At 60.9% G+C, this 17,951-nt stretch carries 18 protein-coding genes; 11 read left to right on the top strand and 7 right to left on the bottom strand.

From position 1 onward, the window contains the following. Positions 1–13 precede the first annotated feature (13 nt). Genes tilS through BMZ40_RS06355 form a run of 5 tightly spaced genes read right to left on the bottom strand, consistent with a single transcriptional unit; the run spans position 14 to position 4,218 of the window. Positions 14–1,018 (bottom strand): tRNA lysidine(34) synthetase TilS, encoded by a 1,005-nt coding sequence (gene tilS, locus BMZ40_RS06370; protein ID WP_177193047.1) that lies wholly within the window; start codon positions 1,016–1,018, stop codon positions 14–16. 11 nt (positions 1,019–1,029) lie between these two features. Then, entirely contained in the window at positions 1,030–1,362 is a 333-nt protein-coding gene (locus tag BMZ40_RS19150) for a hypothetical protein (RefSeq protein ID WP_092191123.1), read from the bottom strand. Between the two features lie 11 nt (positions 1,363–1,373). After that, positions 1,374–2,702: a glutamyl-tRNA reductase gene (hemA, locus tag BMZ40_RS06365; RefSeq protein WP_092373266.1), complete on the bottom strand. Its 1,329-nt coding sequence runs from the start codon at positions 2,700–2,702 to the stop codon at positions 1,374–1,376. A gap of 21 nt (positions 2,703–2,723) precedes the next feature. Next, positions 2,724–3,551, bottom strand: coding sequence for a cytochrome C assembly family protein (locus BMZ40_RS06360; RefSeq protein ID WP_092373265.1), 828 nt, complete (start codon positions 3,549–3,551; stop codon positions 2,724–2,726). After that, entirely contained in the window at positions 3,529–4,218 is a 690-nt protein-coding gene (locus BMZ40_RS06355; protein ID WP_092373264.1) for a precorrin-2 dehydrogenase/sirohydrochlorin ferrochelatase family protein, read from the bottom strand. Before BMZ40_RS06355 ends, BMZ40_RS06360 begins: the two co-directional genes overlap by 23 nt. A gap of 139 nt (positions 4,219–4,357) precedes the next feature. Here BMZ40_RS06355 and BMZ40_RS06350 point away from each other — a divergent pair, with 139 nt between their 5' ends. The 11 genes from BMZ40_RS06350 to BMZ40_RS06295 all read left to right on the top strand — a co-directional run bounded on the left by BMZ40_RS06350 (position 4,358) and on the right by BMZ40_RS06295 (position 16,675). Continuing rightward, positions 4,358–5,620, top strand: a complete 1,263-nt coding sequence (locus BMZ40_RS06350) for a glycosyltransferase family 9 protein (RefSeq protein ID WP_245751045.1) — start codon at positions 4,358–4,360, stop codon at positions 5,618–5,620. Beyond that, complete coding sequence (locus BMZ40_RS06345) at positions 5,613–6,887, top strand: CgeB family protein (protein ID WP_092373263.1); 1,275 nt, start codon at positions 5,613–5,615, stop codon at positions 6,885–6,887. The genes BMZ40_RS06350 and BMZ40_RS06345 overlap by 8 nt, the downstream gene beginning before the upstream one ends. Before the next feature lie 77 nt (positions 6,888–6,964). Next, entirely contained in the window at positions 6,965–7,606 is a 642-nt protein-coding gene (locus BMZ40_RS06340; RefSeq protein WP_092373262.1) for a phosphatidylserine decarboxylase family protein, read from the top strand. Positions 7,607–7,631: 25 nt separating this feature from the next. Continuing rightward, positions 7,632–8,390 carry a CDP-diacylglycerol--serine O-phosphatidyltransferase gene (pssA, locus tag BMZ40_RS06335; protein ID WP_092373261.1) on the top strand — a complete coding sequence of 253 codons (759 nt, stop codon included), beginning with the start codon at positions 7,632–7,634 and terminating at the stop codon, positions 8,388–8,390. Between the two features lie 124 nt (positions 8,391–8,514). Further along, positions 8,515–10,047, top strand: a complete 1,533-nt coding sequence (locus BMZ40_RS06330) for a 2-isopropylmalate synthase (protein WP_092373260.1) — start codon at positions 8,515–8,517, stop codon at positions 10,045–10,047. Further along, a complete protein-coding gene (gene leuC, locus BMZ40_RS06325) occupies positions 10,032–11,294 on the top strand; it encodes a 3-isopropylmalate dehydratase large subunit (protein ID WP_092373259.1) in 1,263 nt (420 codons plus the stop codon). The genes BMZ40_RS06330 and leuC overlap by 16 nt, the downstream gene beginning before the upstream one ends. A gap of 12 nt (positions 11,295–11,306) precedes the next feature. Further along, positions 11,307–11,801, top strand: a complete 495-nt coding sequence (locus tag BMZ40_RS06320) for a 3-isopropylmalate dehydratase small subunit (protein ID WP_092373258.1) — start codon at positions 11,307–11,309, stop codon at positions 11,799–11,801. Positions 11,802–12,093: 292 nt separating this feature from the next. Then, positions 12,094–13,167, top strand: coding sequence for a 3-isopropylmalate dehydrogenase (leuB, locus tag BMZ40_RS06315; protein ID WP_092373257.1), 1,074 nt, complete (start codon positions 12,094–12,096; stop codon positions 13,165–13,167). 97 nt (positions 13,168–13,264) lie between these two features. After that, positions 13,265–13,978, top strand: a complete 714-nt coding sequence (locus BMZ40_RS06310) for a hypothetical protein (protein WP_092373256.1) — start codon at positions 13,265–13,267, stop codon at positions 13,976–13,978. Between the two features lie 20 nt (positions 13,979–13,998). Next, on the top strand, positions 13,999–16,005 hold the full coding sequence (locus BMZ40_RS06305) for an elongation factor G (RefSeq protein ID WP_092373255.1): 2,007 nt from the start codon (positions 13,999–14,001) through the stop codon (positions 16,003–16,005). Between the two features lie 232 nt (positions 16,006–16,237). Then, positions 16,238–16,675 (top strand): nucleotidyltransferase domain-containing protein, encoded by a 438-nt coding sequence (locus BMZ40_RS06295; RefSeq protein ID WP_092373254.1) that lies wholly within the window; start codon positions 16,238–16,240, stop codon positions 16,673–16,675. Between the two features lie 155 nt (positions 16,676–16,830). On the opposite strand, the gene BMZ40_RS06290 is transcribed toward BMZ40_RS06295, so the two are convergent. Both BMZ40_RS06290 and BMZ40_RS06285 read right to left on the bottom strand, forming a co-directional pair. Next, positions 16,831–17,355, bottom strand: coding sequence for a rhodanese-like domain-containing protein (locus tag BMZ40_RS06290; RefSeq protein ID WP_092373253.1), 525 nt, complete (start codon positions 17,353–17,355; stop codon positions 16,831–16,833). Continuing rightward, positions 17,352–17,855: a MauE/DoxX family redox-associated membrane protein gene (locus BMZ40_RS06285; RefSeq protein WP_092373252.1), complete on the bottom strand. Its 504-nt coding sequence runs from the start codon at positions 17,853–17,855 to the stop codon at positions 17,352–17,354. The genes BMZ40_RS06290 and BMZ40_RS06285 overlap by 4 nt, the downstream gene beginning before the upstream one ends. Positions 17,856–17,951 lie beyond the last annotated feature (96 nt).

Genomic DNA, 17,951 nt, shown 5'->3' with positions numbered 1-17,951 from the left:
GAAATTCCGGATTTTACGGAGTGCGTTTTTGGAAGTGAAAGCGGATGCCGCCTGGTTCCACCGAGGCTATCTTGTCGCCGGGAAACTGGATGGTCCGGCCACAATTTTTGCGCATCCAGGCCTTGTCGAGGAGCAAAAGATGGCTCGCCAGGGTTTGGCCCGGGCCCATGGAGTCAAGGATGGCCTTGTAGAGGCGCAGGCGTTTTGCCTGGTGCCCGCCAAGCAGTGCCGAATCCAGCAGAAAATCCCGCCCGGGAGCGGGCAGTTCCGGCAGTTCCAGGGTCCAGTATTCCTCGTCGATGCGAGCCAGGGTCCAGAGCTGCATGGCGGTCTTGAACAGCGAGGGATTTTCGCGGCGCAGGAGCGGCAGGATGTCGTGGCGGACTCTGTTGCGGGTGCGCTCCGGCGAGGTGTTAGACAGGTCTTCGCACCAATCTGTGCCTGTTTCTTCCAGAAAGGCGCGCAGTTCGCTTTTTTCCCAATCAAGCAGCGGCCGCAGCAGGCCGCGTCCAGGGTCCACGCCCGGCATTCCGCCCAGGCCGGGCCAGCCCGTGCCGCGCAGCAGGCGCATGACGATGTCTTCGGCCAGATCGTCGCCGTGGTGGGCCGTCACGACCCAGTCCGCCCGCTGATCCCGGCGCACGGAATCCAGAAATGCATAGCGCGCCCGGCGGGCGCATTCCTCCTGGCCCTGTCCTGACGCGGCCTGAAGCGCGGGGACGTCGAGCCGCGCCGTTCGGCAGGGAATTTCAAGGTGCGCGCAGACTTCCTCGGCGTGCGCCATTTCCCGGTCCGATTCGGACCTGAGCCCGTGATGGGCATGGGCGGCGACAAGGGTGAGGTCAAGCGGCGCGCGCAGCAGGGCGAGCAGGTGCAGGAGGGCCGTGGAATCGAGGCCCGTGGAATAGGCGACCACCAGGCGCGTGCCGCGCAGATCGACTCCAAGGGTCTCCCGGCAAAAGCGCGGGATGCCTAGGCAGCGCCGGGCCAGGTGTCGGGGGAGCTCCTGAAGTCGCATGGTCTTTGGGATCAGAGGGGAATGTTCAGGTCTTTGAGCAGGTTTTCCAGGTAGGAGATCATGTGTTCCTGCTGCTCGGGAGTGGCGTAAGCGATGCATGCGCAGCGCAGAATGCGCTTGGCCCGGACCAGGAGTTCAAGCCGGACCCAGTCGCGCCCGGTTTCAACGGCCATGTAGAACGGTCCGCATTCGGGGGCGTGCTCCTGCTGCATGGGCGTGAGCAGCGAGGGCGGCAGGTTGAAGTGATAGAGGTGCTCGATGCTCAGCATTTCCTGTTCTTTGAGCCTGCTTTCGAGCTTTTCCATGTCTTCGGGGGTGATTTCGTCAATGACAAAGGCGCGCATGGGATTCTCCGTTATTTGCTGCCGGTCTGGACTTTTCGGTTCAGATGGGCGTCCTCGGGGATGGCTTCCTCGTCCAGATTGAACATCCGGCGGGCGTTGTGGATGAAACGCTGGGCCGACCCTTCTTCCAGGGAGCGGCGCTTGAGGTAGCTGATGGGCTCATGGTAGATCTTGTGGCACAGGGATTTGGCCAGACGCTCCAGTATGGCGACCATCTGCGGGTCCGGGTTGGGGCCGAGCTGCTTGATGGATTTCCTGAGCTCCTTGCGTGCGATGCATTCACCCTGGTCCAGCAGCGCGACGATGGTCGGCTGCAGGGCCAGACCGTCACGCCAGCGCATGAAGGCTGTAACCTCCTCGGCCACGATACCCCGCGCCTTCTGCGCCTCCTGCATCCTTCCGGCCAGGTTCTCCTCGACCACTTCCTTAAGATCGTCGATGTCGTAGAGATAGACGTTGTCGAGTCCGTTGATGTCGGGATCGATGTCGCGCGGCACGGCGATGTCGATGAAGAAGATCGGCTTGTGGCGGCGCTTGCGCAACACGTCCTTCATGTCCTTGGCGCGGATGATGGCCGTGGGCGAACCCGTGGAGCTGATGACGATGTCCGTTTCCAGAAGCGCCTGATGCAGCTCTTCGAAGGGCATGGCGCGCCCCTTGAACTGTCTGGCCAGCTCCTCGCCCTTGGCCAGGGTGCGGTTGACCACGGTGATGTCGCGCACGCCCGAGGAAAGAAGGTGTGTCGCCGCCAGTTCGGCCATTTCCCCCGCGCCGATCAAGAGGGCGCGGTGGTTGGTCAGGTCGGTGAAGATCTTGCGCGCCAGCTCCACGGCCGCATAGCTGATGGATACGGCGCTGGAGGCGATGGCCGTCTCGGTGCGGACCCTCTTGGCCGTGGAAAAGGCCTTGTGCAGCAAGCGGTTGACGATGACCTTGGCTACGCCCTTTTCCACGGCGTTGCGGTAGGCCGTCTTGAGCTGACCCAGAATCTGGGGCTCGCCCAGGATCATGGAGTCGAGGCTGGAGGCCACGGTGAAGAGGTGGTTTACGGCATCGTCGCCGACGTGACAGTAGGTGTGGCCTTCCAGGTCGCCGGAGGGCTGTCCGCACTGGTCGGCCCAAAAGCGCAGGATTTTCGCGCGCATGTCCGCTTCTTCCGATCCGACGACCAGAAATTCGACGCGGTTGCAGGTCGAGAGGATCATGGCTTCGCTCACGACTCCGTCGTCGATGACCAGACCGGTGGCGGCGGGGTCGCAATCGGTCAGCGCGAAACGTTCCCTGATGTCGACACCGGCTGTCTTGTGATTCAAACCAACGAGATAGATTTCCTGATTCATGGATTGGTGATGTCTATAGGATTACTGTCTAAAGCTGTGGTGTGACGGCAACAGGAAGTTGACCCCGACCAGGGACACAAGACAAAGAATGAAAAGGATTATGGCCGTTTTGGCCGGTTTGCGGCCCCGCCAGCCCAGCACCATGCGCTGATGGAAAAGCAGGGCGAAAAGGATCCAGGTGACGATGGAGATCAGCTCCTTGGGGTCCCAGCTGATTACCTTCTTCCAGGTGAAGGAGGCCCACAGAAATCCGGCCAGCAGGCTTATGGTGTAAAGCGGGAATCCGATGCTCACCGCCCAGTGGTTGGCTCTGTCGAAGGTTTCAAGGGAGGGCAGTTCCTTGGAGAAGCCGGGCAGCTTGGCCTTGGTCTTTATCAGCCGTTCCAGGTGCAGATAGGCCACCCCGGCGCCAAAGGCCATGGCGATGAGCGCGAGCGAGACGAAGATGGTGCCGACATGCAGGCTGAACCACAACACGCTGAACTGCTCAGGCACGGCCAGGACCTGGGTGCGCACGGCCAGGGACGAACTGAAGAGGATCAGGGCCAGGGGCGCGGTGATCATGGACAGAAAATCATGCTTGAGGCGCCACCACAGGACAAAAAAGATGAGCACAAAAAACCAGGCCATGAGGCTCATGTAGAACTGGCCGTGCTGCAGGTTGGCGGCCCCCAGTTCCAGGGAGCGCAGGGCCAGGTCCACGGTGTGCAGTCCGAAGGCCGCCGCTGATGTCCAGGCCGCAAGGCGTTTGAGGAACGCGCGGCGCAGGACCAGTCCCAGGGGGTATGAAACCGAGCCTGACAGGTAGAGCAGTGCTATGATCAATTCAAAAAGTCGGGAAGCAGTCATCACACCATTCTCCGATTCTTGTATGCAGGTCAGTGGGAAGCACGTTCCGGAGCAGTTCCAGACAGCCGTGCCGGTCGTCGTTTTTGATCAGGTCCGGCAGGGAGGAGGCGGCCAGCCTGCGAAAGATCTCCCTGTTTTCGTCGCTGCTTCGCCCAAGGGCCAGAAGCGCGGTTCTGATGTCGGCCAGAAGACGGGTCATGGTCTCGTATTCCGGCCCGTATCGGGTTTCCAGATCCCGGCGGATGACCCGGGCCAGGGCCGGGCTGGTTCCGCTGGTGGAAATGGATATGGTCAGATCGCCGCGGGTGATGCTGGCCGGGAGCACGAAACTGCCGTGCTCGGGGGCATCGGTCATGTTGCACAGAATCCCCCGCTTCATGCAGATCCGGCCGATTCCGGCGTTCACGGCGCGATCGCTGGTGCAGGCAAAGACCAGCCGCGCCCGGTCCAGGTCCGTTTCGGCGAAGGGCCGCTGTTCATACGAGAAGTTGCCCTGCCTTGCAAGAAGCTCGGTCAGTTCGGTGTTCGGCGGCGCGGGATCGATGGCCGTGACCAGCTCCGGGCCGCATTGCAGCAGCCCCTCGATCTTGCGCAGGCCGACTTCGCCGGCGCCGACGACCAGGCACCGCATGCCGGTCAGGTCCAAAAGCAGAGGGTAGTAACGCATGCCCGCCGTCTAGCAGAGCGGGCCCCACTTGTCCAAGACGTCAGGGCCCCGGTCCTGTTCTGTCTGGTCCTGCCGGCTGAGAGGGCCTGATAATCCGGGGAGTTCTGGACTTTTGCGGGTTTTTGCCGGATGAAGGGTCATGAATTCCGGCGATTCCGACATGCAGTGCAAATCCTCCCCCAGATATCTGGTCATTCAGCTGGCCCGGTTCGGCGACCTGCTCCAGACCAAGCGCCTGCTGCGTTCCTTGCAAGGTGACGGTGAGGTGCATCTGCTGGTCGACGATTCCCTCAAATCCCTGGCCCGTATCGTCTATCCGGGGGTTGAAGTGCACGGCATCGCTGCCCACGGAACTCACGGCCCCGACATTCTGGCCCGGGTGCACGAGGAATTGGCCGGTATTATGGAGCTTGATTTCCACCGCGTCTACAATCTCAATTTTTCCGGGCTAAGTTTTGCCCTGGCCGGGATGTTTCCGTGCTCGACGGTCCGGGGTTATCGGTCGCATCGGGGACAGCGGCTGATCGATTCCTGGCCCGGACAGATCATGCGCTGGACCAGGGCCCGGGCCTTGACCGGCCTCAATCTGGTCGACGTGTGGGGGCTTTATGCCGAGCAGCCGGCGCTTCCGGAGCGGGTCAATCCCGACGCGGTTCCGCGCGGCGGCGGCATTGGCGTGGTCATGGCCGGGCAGAACGCACGCAGGTCCCTTCCCGCCGCGATGCTGGCCCCGTTGGTCCAGGCCGCGGCCGGGCGCGTGGGGCGCGGCCCCATCCATCTGCTCGGCTCAGGTAGCGAGCGGCGGGCCGCCAGGGAACTTGCCGCACTGTTGCCCGCGTCGCTCCGGGGCGAGGTCCGCGACCTGGTCGGCCGCACCGGCTGGCAGGAACTCCATGACACCGTGGGCGGGCTCGACCTGCTCGTCTCGCCTGATACCGGGACCATGCATCTGGCTGCCCATCTGGGCGTGCCCGTGCTGGCCTTTTTTCTTTCCTCGGCCTGGTGTCACGAGACCGGGCCCTACGGCCGGGGGCACCTGGTCCTGCAGGCCACACGAGAGTGCGCGCCCTGCCTTGAAACCGCGCCCTGCCCGCACGACGTAGCCTGCCGCAGTGTTTTTGGCGACCCGTCCGTGTTGCGTCATGTCAGCGGGCACACGTCCAGGGAACTTGCACCGGGGTGCGCGGTCATGACCAGCGGCTTCGACGAACTGGGCCTGACCTTCACCGTCGTCGCCGGTACGGACCCCGAGTTCGGGCGGCGCAGGGCGTTCAGGGCGATGGCCGCCGCCTACGCCGGGCTGCCCATGCGGAGCGATGCGGAATTCTTGCCGGAGGAAACCTGGATGCAGGAGCGCGACTGGATGCTGCCCCAAACACTGCGAGGACGGGCCCATGACTGAAACCCGACGAATTCTGGTTGTTCTGCCCATGTACGGCGGCTCCCTGCCCATCGGACGCTACTGCGGGAACGCCCTGCGGGAGCTTGGGCACGTGGTCGAATATTTCGAGGCTCCGGATTTTTTTTCCGCCTTCTCGGCCCTGAAAGACCTGCGCGTGGGCACGGACCGTCTCGACTATCTGGAGAACAGCTTTCTGCAGGTCGTGTCCCAGGCCGTCCTGGCCAAGGTCGAATCCTTCTGCCCCGATCTGGTCCTGGCCATGGCGCAGGCGCCCTTGTCCCGGCAGGCCCTCAAGCGACTGAGGCGCGACGGGGTGCCCACGGCCATGTGGTTCGTGGAGGACCGCGAGGTTTTTCCCTACTGGAAGGCCTTTGCCCCCTATTACGACCTTTTCGCGGTCATCCAGAAGGGAGATTTCGGGGATCAGCTGGCGGCGCTGGGGCAGCACGATTCATTCTATCTGCCCCTGGCGGCGGATCCGTCCGTGCACCGGCCGCTGGAACTTTCAGCCGTCGAGCGGCGCAAGTGCGGCAGCGAAATTTCCTTTGTGGGCGCGGGTTACCCCAATCGGCGGCTGGCTTTTCGGCAACTGACAGGGCACGACCTGCGCATCTGGGGCAATGACTGGGACGGGGAGACGACCCTTGCGCCCTATCTGCAAAAAGGCGGAGCGCGTATTGACACCGAGGAAGTGGTGCGCATCTTCAATTCCACGACCATCAACGTGAATCTGCATTCCTCGGTAAGGCCCGGCGTATTGGTCGGGGACGGGGATTTCGTCAATCCGCGCACCTTCGAGCTTGCTGCCTGCGGAGCTTTTCAGCTGGTGGACCGGCGCGCGCTCTTGTCCGAACTTTTCGCCGAAGATGAGCTGGCCCTTTTCTCCGACATGCCCGAATTGCTGCAAGGCATAGCATATTACCTCGCCCATCCCGAAGCCAGGGCCGAGGTCGCGGCCAGGGGACGGGCCCGGGTGCTGGCCGAACACACCTACGCCCACCGCATGCAGACCCTTTTGCGGCACGCGGAAAAATTCATGCAGGTCAAGGAGATCCCACCCGATGATTGGCGGGCGCAAATCGCGCCGCATCTGCGTTCGGAAGTGGAAGCCCTGTTGGCCGAATTGAATCTTGCGTCCACGGTGAGCTTCGATGATCTGGTCTGGACCTTGCGCGGCCGGGAAGGGCGTCTTGGCCGACTCGAAACGGCCATCCTCTTTCTTGATGAATGGAAAAAACTGTATTCGGGCCCACGGCCGGGGAAATGATCGGGGAAAATTTGGCTTGAAACTCTCTTTCCCCCCGAGTAGTCAGACCCTTGCCCATAAATTGATCAGGAGTTCTCATGCTTAAGCCCTCGATCGGTCTTTCTCTTGAAGGCCTGCCTTTTATTTTCTTCACGGCCATGGCCACCCTGACCTTCGCCCTGCTCGACTGCTGGTTCATGGCGACCGTCCTGCTCGTGGCTCTTTTCTTCGTGCTCAATTTCTTCCGCGATCCGGAGCGCGTGGTGCCCCAGGAGCCGGGCGTGGCCGTTTCTCCGGCCGACGGCAAGGTCATCAAGGTCGAAACCATGCGCGATCCCATGACCGGCGAGGACCGCACCGCCGTCTGTGTGTTCATGAACGTCTTCAACGTCCACGTGAACCGCATGCCCGTGACCGGCCGCATTGCGCGCATCTCCTATTTTGGCGGGAAATTTCTGAACGCCTCCTTCGACAAGGCCTCCACCGACAACGAGCGCAACTCGCTCTTGATCGAGGACGGGGACGGCCGTTCCTGGACCATGGTCCAGATCGCAGGGCTCATCGCACGGCGCATCATCTGCTGGAGCGAGGAGGGTGACTCCCTGGGCCGGGGGCAGCGTTTCGGACTGATCAAGTTCGGATCCAGAGTTGACCTTTACCTGCCTGCCGAGTATGAACCAACTGTTCGAATTGGTGACAAGGTTTTTGCAGGGCAGTCGATACTGGCCCGCAAAAAATAAAAAAGAGATTTATTCGGGACTCTTAATGGAACACTTGAAACCCAAGCATCGGGGATACTATCTGCTCCCCAACATGATGACCATGGCCAGTCTGCTGACCGGCTTCCTGGGTATTCTGTGGTCCATTGACGGGCGTTTCGAGATGGCTGCCGTGGCCATCATCGTCAGCTGCGTCTTTGACGGGCTGGATGGAAAGCTGGCGCGGCTGACCAATTCGGCCTCGGACTTCGGCGTCCAGCTGGATTCCCTGGTCGATCTCATCGCTTTTGGTGTGGGACCGGCCATCATGATCCACCAGTGGAACACCTTCGAGTTCGGCCGCCTGGGCATAATGGCCTCCTTTCTGGTCATGGCCTGCGGAGCACTTAGGCTGGCCCGCTTCAACATCCAGACAGGCAAGATCAGCAAGAAGTTCTTCATCGGCCTGCCCATTCCGGCGGCGGCCTGTACCCTGGCCACTTTTGTTCTCTTCTCCTCGTACATCCCTGAATCCATGGCCGATCTGGTGCCCGGCATCACGCTCGGGCTCGCCTTTCTGGTCTCCATTCTCATGGTCAGCAATGTCCGCTACGCATCCTTCAAGGACGCCGAGGTCATTCGCGCGCATCGCTTCAGCGCCACGGTCACGGCACTGCTCATTTTCGTGCTCGTCGCATCCGAACCAAAGCTTCTGAGCTTTGTGTTCTTCATCGGCTACATCTTCTCCGGCCTCATCTACACCTACTTCTTTCTACCCCTACGCGGGAAATCCTTTCTACGAGAGTCTTCTCACAAGATCTCGTAAAGGAAAAACGTAACCCCCTCAGCATCGTTTGCAGAAAACGGCCATCCAGGCGTACATTCAGCCAGGATCAGTCGTTGTCTTTATCAACTATCGATTATACATCATCCATTAAAAGGAGAGCATCATGTCAGAAAGAATTTACATTTTCGACACGACCTTGCGTGATGGCGAGCAGTCTCCCGGCGCAACCATGAACCGCGATGAGAAGGTACGCCTGGCCCGTCAGCTTGAAATACTTGGTGTCGACATCATCGAGGCCGGCTTTCCGGCCGCGAGTCAGGGCGATTTCGAGGCCGTGCGCGACATCGCCCTGGCCGCGCAGAACTGCCAGGTGGCCGGGCTTTGCCGGGCGCTGCCCAGCGACATCGATCGTGCCTGGGAGGCGATCAAGGGCAACCCGCAGGCGCGCATCCATACCTTCCTGGCCACCTCGGACATTCACATGAAGTACAAGCTGCGCAAGGAACGTCACGAGGTGCTGGACATGGCCGAGGCCGCCGTCAAATACGCGGCGTCGAAGACCTCCAACGTCGAATTCTCGGCCGAGGACGCCTCCCGTTCCGACTGGCCCTTTCTGGCCCAGGTCTTCGAGCGCGTCATCGCGGCCGGGGCCACGACCATCAACGTGCCGGACACCGTCGGCTATACGCAGCCCCAGGAATTCGCGGAGCTGATCAAGTATTTGCTGGAGAACGTGAAGGGCAGCCACAAGGCCGTCTTTTCCGTGCACTGCCACAACGACCTGGGCCTGGCCACGGCCAACACCCTGGCGGCCTTGAAGGCGGGCGCGCGCCAGGCCGAGGTGACGCTGAGCGGCATCGGCGAGCGCGCCGGCAACGCGGCGCTGGAAGAGGTGGTCATGTCCATGGATGTGCGCAAGGATTTCTACCAGCTGACCACAAACATCAATAAAGAGCAGATTTTCCCCTCCACCCGGCTCTTGTCATTGATCATCGGTCAGCCTATACCTCCTTACAAATCGATTATCGGTGCCAACGCGTTTGCCCATGAATCCGGAATCCACCAGGATGGCGTGCTCAAGAATCGCCAGACCTACGAGATCATGACCCCTGAGTCCGTGGGACGCCAGGAAGAGGACATGGTGCTGGGCAAGCATTCGGGTCGCGCCGCCTTCGACAAGCGCCTCAAGGATCTTGGCTACCGCCTTGACGAAGAACAGCTCGGCGTAGTTTTTACGGCCATGAAAAAGCTGGCCGATCGCAAGAAGGAAATTTTCGTCGAAGACCTCGAAGCCGTCGTCCTCGATGAGATTTTCCGCCTTCCGGACAAGTACCGCCTGGAATACCTGAGTGCCCTGAGCGGCAACATGGCCATCCCCAACGCGGTCGTCAAAATGTATGTGGACGGTGAAGAACGCATTCTTTCGGATTTTGGGACAGGCCCCATCGATGCTGTTTTCAACACCATCGGCAAGGTCGTCGGGCGCAGCCCCAAACTGGTCCGCTATGCGGTCAACGCCATAACCGGCGGCACCGACGCCCAGGGCGAGGTGACCGTCAAGATAGAAGAAAACGGAAAAACCTCGGTGGGTCGCGCATCCGATGCGGACATCATCGTGGCCAGCGCCAAGGCGTATCTGAACGCCCTGAACCGCTTGGCCAAAAGACAGGAGGACAGCATATGCGCCAGACTTTAGCACAGAAGATATTGCAGAGGCATACGGACCAGCCCATCACCGCGGACGGACAGATCGTCCAGTGCCGCGTGTCCATGGTGTTGGCCAACGATATAACCGCGCCGCTCGCCATCAAGTCCATTCGCGGGATGGGCGTGAAGCAGGTTTTCGACAAGGACCGCGTGGCCCTGGTCTGTGACCACTTCACCCCCAATAAGGACATCGACTCTGCCGAGCAGGTCAAGGTCGTGCGCTACTTTGCCCGCGAGATGGACATCACCCACTATTACGAGGGCGGCAACGTGGGCGTCGAACACGCCATCCTGCCCGAATACGGACTGGTCGGGCCCGGTGACATCGTGGTCGGGGCCGACAGCCACACCTGCACCTACGGTGGCCTCGGCGCCTTCGCCACGGGTCTTGGCAGCACGGACATCGCCGCAGCCATGGCCCTCGGTGAGACCTGGTTCAAGGTGCCGGAGACCATCCGCGTCAATTTCACCGGCAAGCTGCCGGAGCATGTCGGCGGCAAGGATCTGGTCCTTTTCACCATCGGCCAGACCGGTGTGGCCGGGGCCCTGTACAAGGCGCTGGAGTTCGGCGGCGAGGTCATCGAGGGCCTTTCGGTCGAGGCGCGCATGACCATGGCCAACATGGCCATCGAGGCCGGGGGCAAGGTCGGGCTTTTCGCTGCGGATGAGAAGACCCTGGCCTATTGCCAGGCTCATGGGCGCATGGGCGACAGTCCCATCGCCGCCGACGAGGGCGCGCATTACTGGAAGGAGATGACCTTTGACGTGTCCTCCTTCTCACCCCAGATCGCCTGCCCGCACCTGCCGGACAATGTGAAGCCGGTGGAGGAAGTTTCCGGCGTGCGCGTCGATCAGGTCGTGCTCGGTTCCTGCACCAACGGCCGCATCAGCGACCTGCGCGAGGCGGCCAGGATCATCAAGGGACGCAAGGTGGCCAAGGGTGTGCGTTTCATCGTCATCCCGGCCTCACCCGGCGCGTATTCGATGGCCCTGGACGAGGGCCTGCTGCGCATTTTTCTCGATGCTGGCGCCATCATCAGTCCGCCTACCTGCGGTCCGTGCCTTGGCGGGCACATGGGCATCCTGGCCGGAGGCGAGCGTTGCCTGGCCACGACCAACCGCAATTTCAAGGGACGCATGGGCAGCCTGCAGTCCGAAGTCTACCTGGCCAATCCGGCGGTGGCGGCGGCCACGGCCGTGACCGGGCTTATCACCCATCCGGGCAAACTTGGTTAAAGGAGAGCAGTCATGACATTTAAAGGAAAAACCCACGTGGTGGGCGATCATATAGATACGGACGCGATCATCCCGGCCCGGTTTTTGGTCACGGCCGATACGGCGGAGCTTGGCAAGAACTGTTTCGAGGGCCTTGAGCCCGGCTGGGTCAAGCGCGTCACCCCCGGCGACATCCTGGTCGCCGGTGACAATTTCGGTTGCGGTTCCTCGCGCGAGCACGCTCCCCTGGCCATCCTGGGCGCTGGCATTCCCGTGGTCCTGGCGCGGAGCTACGCGCGCATCTTCTATCGCAACTCCTTCAACATGGGCCTTTTGCTGCTGGAACTGGGCGACGACATCGAGCGCATCAAGGAAGGCAACGAGCTTGAGATCGACGTGGCTGCGGGCACGATCAGGAACCTGACCACGGGCGAGACCATCGGTTTCATTCCCGTGGCCCCGTTCATGATGGAAATGCTCTCCGGCGGCGGGCTGGTGGAGTACGTGAAGCGCAAGGTGGCGCAGTAGGATCGTGGCTGGCGCGCGGGTTGGACACGCTGCCGCATCGAAGGCGAGAGGCATGGATCCCCGCCTGCGCGGGGATGACGTTGTGGCAATACGGAAAGCCGCCGTCAGGAAAACGTTCAGCAGTGTCGCCCTGGCTGAGGTGTCATTCCCGCGCAGGCGGGAATCCATGCAGGTATCGGCACGCTGACCATTTGGCCAACAGCGAGGTGTCATTCCCGCGCAGGCGGGAATCCATGCCTTTCCGAACCGACGCATTGAAACAACATATGGTTTATTCATGCTGGAGATATCAATGAATATGAAAATTTGCCTCATGCCCGGTGACGGCATAGGCCCCGAGATAGTCACCCAGGCCGTGAAGGTTCTGGAGAAAGTGGCGAAGAAGTTCGGACACACGGTTCAGACCGAGACCGCGCTTATCGGCGGCGCCGCCATCGACACCGTGGGCAATCCTCTGCCCGAGGCCACCGTGGCCGCCTGCAAGGCCGCCGACGCGGTGCTGCTGGGCGCCGTGGGCGGTCCCAAATGGGACGCCATCGACCCGGCCATCCGGCCCGAAAAGGGACTGCTCGGCATCCGCAAGGCCCTGGGTCTTTTTTCCAATCTGCGTCCGGCCGTGCTTTTTCCGGAACTGGCGGCGGCGTCCTATCTGCGTCCGGACATCATCGGGCAGGGCCTTGACATCATGGTCGTGCGCGAGCTGACAGGCGGCGCCTATTTCGGCGAACCGCGCGGCGAGACCGTGGTGAACGGCGAACGCGCCGCCTTCAACACCATGATCTACTCCGAGTCCGAGATCGAGCGCATCGTTCGAGTGGCCTGCGAGATCGCCCGCAAGCGCGGCAAAAAGCTGTGCTCCGTGGACAAGGCCAACGTGCTGGACGTGTCCCGCCTGTGGCGCGAGGTGGCCATCCGTACGGCGGCGGAGTACCCGGACGTTGCGCTTTCGCACATGTACGTGGACAACGCGGCCATGCAGCTCATCCGCGACCCCTCGCAGTTCGACGTCATCGTGACCGAGAACTTGTTTGGCGACATCCTCTCCGACGAGGCCTCCATCATCACCGGTTCCATCGGCATGCTGCCTTCGGCCTCCATGGGATCGGGTGGGCCCGCGCTGTTCGAGCCCATCCACGGCTCGGCCCCGGACATTGCCGGTCAGGACATCGCCAATCCCCTGGCCACAATTCTGTCCGTGTCCATGATGCTCCGCTTCGCCTTCGGCCTTGAAAAAGAGGCCGCGGCCATCGACGCGGCGGTCAAGACCGTGCTGGCCAAGGGCTATCGCACCGGGGACATTTATGTCGGCGAGGGAGAGAAGGTCGGCTGCTCCGCCATGGGCGCGCTGGTGCTGGACGCGATCTGAACTTCCTGGCGCGCACCCTGTTGTGCAACGCCTTGAAATGTGGAAATGTCGGGCAGGTCATGTATGGCCTGCCCATTTTTTTTGCAAGGAGCACAAGGTGATCGAAGAGCTGTTGGCCGAGAACGGATTTGTCCCGGACATTGATGACGATGCGTTTGGCGAGGCGTACGAACGCTGTCCGGCGGTCCAGAAATCGATGATCAAGAACGCGGTGAGCTTTGCCTATGCCCTGGTCCAGAACGGCACAGAGCCGGTCATGCAGACCCGGCGGCTCAGTCACGTGGAGCACTCCGTCAGCTGCGAGCGGCTGGAGTGGGCTTTTTTTGCGATGGACCTGCGCCGTTTTCCCCTCCCAGCCTTTTTTTCCGCCATGGTCCAGGCCCTGGTGGCCAAGGTCGGGGGAATCGTCGTGCACGTCAGCGGCCCGGTGACCGACCCGTTTCTGTTCGGGTGCGATTTTCTGTCCGTGCAGCAGGTCTTCAGCTCCGACCCGCGACCGCTGGTCGAGCTTCTGGCCGGCAGCGGCCCCGGAATATGCATTGATCTGGCTGGAATCAACCTTGATTATCCCAGGACGCTGCGCCCTGATCCGGCAGGATACGGGGTGGAACTGGCCATCCCCGACAGCGAATACGTCCAGGCCTACAGGGCCGTCACCTCCGATGTGTCCGTTGTCGGCCGGCCCTACATCAGCTACGGTGGCGAACCGGGACAGGCGCCGGTAGTCATGGCCGAGAGGTTGCTTGGCTGCTGGGCCTGGGACGTGATCAGCCCGGATACGTTTCGCAAGTTCACTTCCACCTTTTCCTAACCCGATTTGATTTAAAGCCCATGAAAAAAAACGACATCGATTCCTCCACACGAAATATCGGCATCATCGCCCACATCGACGCGGGCAAGACCACGCTGACCGAGCGCCTGCTTTTTTATGCGCACAAGATCCACAAGATCGGCGAGGTCCATGACGGCAATGCGACCATGGACTACCTTGAGGAAGAGCAGAAGCGGGGCATCACCATCACTTCCGCCTGCACTTCCGTGGTTTGGGAAGGCAGTCAGGTCAACATCATTGACACTCCCGGGCACGTTGATTTCAACGTCGAGGTGGAACGCTCCCTGCGAGTTTGCGACGGCGCGATCGTCGTCTTCTGCGGGGTCAACGGCATCGAGTCCCAGAGCGAGACGGTCTGGCGGCAGGCCCGCAAGTACGGGCTTCCGAGGCTCGTTTTCGTGAACAAGACCGACCGCCCCGGCGCCGATTACTGGAAGGTGGTCGCGGATATCCAGGCCCGCCTCGCGGTCAGGCCGCTGCCGGTGACGGTGCCGTCCGAATGCGTGGAGGGCGGGGTGCTGCATCTTTTGCGTGGCAAGGTCCTTGTCTTCGATGCGACCGATCAGGGCGCGACGGTGCATGAGTTTGATCCGACGGACCGGGACCTCGAGCTGCTTGAAGCCAGGCGCAAGGAACTGACGGAAGCTGCGGCCGATTTCGACGAGCTGATCATGGAGCGCTACCTAGCCGATGAAGCCATTGGCGAGACCGAGCTGAGGACGGCCCTGCGCAAGGCGACCCTGACCGGGCAGGCAGTGCCGATCTATTGTGGCAGCGCGCTCAAGAACATTGGCGTGCAGCCGCTCATGAACGGGATCGTGCATTTTCTGCCATCTCCGGATGAATCGCATTCCCATGCCCACGTGCTGCGGCGCATGGAGGAGCAGAACGTGCGCGCGGATCAGTTCGTGGGCTTTGTCTTCAAGGTTCTCTTCGAGGGCGCGCACAAGAAGATTTTCATGCGCGTCTACAACGGCCGCATCGGCGAAAACAGCGCGGCGTACAATTCCCGGCTGGAGCGCTTTGAAAAGATCCACAAGCTCTACACGGTGCACGCCAACCGGTACGAGCCCATTCCCGAGGCCAAGACCGGCGAGATCGTCCTGGCCACGGGACTCAAGGAATGCATCACCGGAGACACGCTTTTTTCCGGCAAGGCCACGTTGCGCCTTGAGAACATCGACATCATCCAGCCGGTCCTGAACGTGGCCCTGGTGCCGGGCAGCGCCAGTGATACGGACAAACTTCAAGCTTTGCTTCAAAGATATTGCATCGAAGATCCGACCCTGCAATCTTTCACGGACGAGGACACGGATCAGCTCATCGTGGCGGGCCTTGGCGAGCTGCATCTGGAGGTGGTTCTGGAGCGGCTGCGCCGCGAGAGTGGGGTGACTTTCCGCTACGGCAACCCGCAGGTCATTTTCCGTGAGACCATCGCCGCCGATGCGACGGCCGAGGGAAGCTGCCGCAAGCTCATCGGGGATCAGCAGCACCGCGCCCTGGTCCGAGTCATGGTGCGTCCGGCCGCGCGCGGTCAGGGCAACCGCTGCGTCACCGAACTGCCGGCCACTAATCACACGGACATCGCCCTGAAGGCCATGGAGGACGCGCTGCAGGCCGGAATGCTCCAGGGGTGCCTGGTTTCCGACGTTGAGGCGACATTGCTTGAAGTCGCCCATTTCGAGGATGGACTCACGGATCTGGGCGTGCGCATGGCCGCGCTGGAGGCCATGAAGTCGGCTCTGGTCAAGGCCTCGCCGGTCCTGCTCGAACCGATCATGGACGTGGAGTTGCGCATGCCGCAGGAATATGTTGGCGACTGCGTCAATCTGCTCGGGGCCAAGAACGCGCGCATCCTTGATGTACGCACCTCGGATTACGAGTCCGGCATCACGGCCACGGCCCCCATGCGCCAGCTCTTCGGCTTCTCCACGGAACTTCGGTCCCGGACCAAGGGCAAGGCGTTCTATTCGCTGGTTTTTAGCCGGTATGACGTGGTGGGGTAGAAGCTTTCACAGGAAAAGTGACTTTGTCTGGATGACCGGACTGCCTTCGTCAATTTTTAATTACATGGCGTGGTTGGATACAGCGTGAAGCAAATCGGAATCGAAAAAGTCGTGACGAAAGTCAGCATGGAGGAGCAGCCAAGCGATTTCTCCTACTGGATTGCTCAGTCATATTCCGTGAGGATTGAAGCCCTCGAAGAGATCCGGCGGGAGTATCATCAATGGAGGTACGGTGCTGAACCCAGATTTCAAAGAGTTTATTCAATCACTCAGCGATAACCAGGTTCGGTATCTGGTCGTGGGGGGCTATGCAGTCGCTGTCCACGGCTATCCCCGCTACACCAAGGACCTGGATGTCTGGATCGAGATGACCCGTGAAAATGCGGAGAAGCTCGTCAAGGCCCTGGAGGATTTCGGATTCGGTTCCCTGGACTTGACTGCCGACGATTTTCTGGTCCCCAGCCAGATCGTGCAACTCGGGTATCCGCCCAGCCGTATCGACCTTCTCAATGTTCTTTCCGGGGTTGATTTTTCCGAGTGCCATGCTGCACGCATGCAGATCATCCTCGATGGCATTGCTGTCGACTTTATCGACATTGAGAACCTGAAGAAAAACAAGCGGTCAACCGGACGGTTCCAGGATTTGGCCGATCTCGAAAATTTGAAATGAGAAGCTGAAATTTCAATAGAGATTGTCAGAAATTTTTGTCCGGCTTGTTCGGGATGAAGATGCGTTCAAACAGCAAAAAAGCCCCTGATCCACAATGAGATCAAGGGCTTTTTTGCTGTCATGGGCGCGCTGCCGAAAAAGGAGCGAGTCCGCGCCTACTGCACCTTCTCGATCGGGTAATCCAGGCCCTTCCATCCGAAGATGCCGCCGGGGAAGCGGTAGACGTTGTTGTAGCCGAGTTTCTTGGCCCAGAGCGCGCCGTTGTGGCTGCGCGTGCATTTCACGAAGCCGCAATAGACCACGATGGTCTTGTCCTTGTCGGGGCCGAGCATGGCCTCGAAGTCGGCCTGGGACTTCCCGCCGGTATCCTTGGCGTCCCATTCCTTCATGTCCGGAATGGGGAACAGGAACTGCAGCGCCCCGGGAACGTGTTCCTTCTTATAGCTGTCTTCGTAGGGCATGGTGTCGATGATGACCATGTCCTTGCCCTCGTCCATCATCTTCTTCAGTTCCGCACCCGTGATCAGGCCGTAGCCGGCTGCGGTGGTGTCACGGAACAATTTTACTGCCTCGGCTTCCTTGGTGACTTCGGCCTCGAACTTGGAATCGAAGAGGGCGAAGGAGGGGCTTGCAACGAGCAGGTAAAGCAGGGTCACAACGAGGACGGCGATTTTCTTCATGCAGTTTCTTCCTTGGAGATAAAGGTTTTGATGGATCGATAATATCCGGCGAAAGTGCCCGGGCGCACGCCCATGACCTTACGCCACGCATACAGTGTTGCCGCGCATCCGAGCATGATCAGATCCCTCCACAGCGCATCGCGAATCCCTGCAAAGGCCTCGCCCTCGGGGTCCCCGGGGCCGTAGCAGCCGCAGTCGATGTCCAGGCCCATGTGCATCCCGTAGCCGAGCACGGCGATGAACATGAGAATCATGAAGGTGATGAGGCCAAGGCTGCCCCGAATATCGAAAATGAGCGCCACCGCGCCCATGATTTCGAGGAGGGGCAGGAAAACGGCTACGGGCAGGATCAATGGACCCGGCAGGATGCCGAAGGCGTCGATGGTCACGGCAAAGGTCATGGGGTCCAGAATCTTGATGATTCCGGCGGCAAGAAAAGCCAGCGCCAGCGCGATGCGCACTGCGGCATAAGACCAGGATTTCCAGTGAATTGGGATCATGCGATGACTATCTGGCCCGAGGCGGGCTTGCGGTCAAATCGTAAATTTTGATCCGTGGGTCGAAAACGGATCGGGATTATCGATGCGTGCTTCGGA

This window comes from Desulfomicrobium apsheronum (assembly GCF_900114115.1).
GTDB lineage: Bacteria > Desulfobacterota > Desulfovibrionia > Desulfovibrionales > Desulfomicrobiaceae > Desulfomicrobium > Desulfomicrobium apsheronum.
The sequence above is the reverse complement of the archived record's forward strand: the minus strand, read 5'-3'. Positions and strand labels throughout refer to the sequence as shown.

Bases quoted from the DNA above. Each gene is read 5' to 3' on its own strand.
- BMZ40_RS06330 (WP_092373260.1), top strand. From the start codon at position 8,515: ATGTCAGAAAGAATTTACATTTTCGACACGACCTTGCGTGATGGCGAG.
- BMZ40_RS19150 (WP_092191123.1), bottom strand. From the start codon at position 1,362: ATGCGCGCCTTTGTCATTGACGAAATCACCCCCGAAGACATGGAAAAG.
- hemA (WP_092373266.1), bottom strand. From the start codon at position 2,702: ATGAATCAGGAAATCTATCTCGTTGGTTTGAATCACAAGACAGCCGGT.
- BMZ40_RS06355 (WP_092373264.1), bottom strand. From the start codon at position 4,218: ATGCGTTACTACCCTCTGCTTTTGGACCTGACCGGCATGCGGTGCCTG.
- BMZ40_RS06285 (WP_092373252.1), bottom strand. From the start codon at position 17,855: ATGATCCCAATTCACTGGAAATCCTGGTCTTATGCCGCAGTGCGCATC.
- BMZ40_RS06290 (WP_092373253.1), bottom strand. From the start codon at position 17,355: ATGAAGAAAATCGCCGTCCTCGTTGTGACCCTGCTTTACCTGCTCGTT.
- BMZ40_RS06320 (WP_092373258.1), top strand. From the start codon at position 11,307: ATGACATTTAAAGGAAAAACCCACGTGGTGGGCGATCATATAGATACG.
- BMZ40_RS06350 (WP_245751045.1), top strand. From the start codon at position 4,358: ATGAATTCCGGCGATTCCGACATGCAGTGCAAATCCTCCCCCAGATAT.
- leuB (WP_092373257.1), top strand. From the start codon at position 12,094: ATGAATATGAAAATTTGCCTCATGCCCGGTGACGGCATAGGCCCCGAG.
- BMZ40_RS06340 (WP_092373262.1), top strand. From the start codon at position 6,965: ATGCTTAAGCCCTCGATCGGTCTTTCTCTTGAAGGCCTGCCTTTTATT.
- pssA (WP_092373261.1), top strand. From the start codon at position 7,632: ATGGAACACTTGAAACCCAAGCATCGGGGATACTATCTGCTCCCCAAC.
- leuC (WP_092373259.1), top strand. From the start codon at position 10,032: ATGCGCCAGACTTTAGCACAGAAGATATTGCAGAGGCATACGGACCAG.
- BMZ40_RS06345 (WP_092373263.1), top strand. From the start codon at position 5,613: ATGACTGAAACCCGACGAATTCTGGTTGTTCTGCCCATGTACGGCGGC.
- tilS (WP_177193047.1), bottom strand. From the start codon at position 1,018: ATGCGACTTCAGGAGCTCCCCCGACACCTGGCCCGGCGCTGCCTAGGC.
- BMZ40_RS06305 (WP_092373255.1), top strand. From the start codon at position 13,999: ATGAAAAAAAACGACATCGATTCCTCCACACGAAATATCGGCATCATC.
- BMZ40_RS06360 (WP_092373265.1), bottom strand. From the start codon at position 3,551: ATGACTGCTTCCCGACTTTTTGAATTGATCATAGCACTGCTCTACCTG.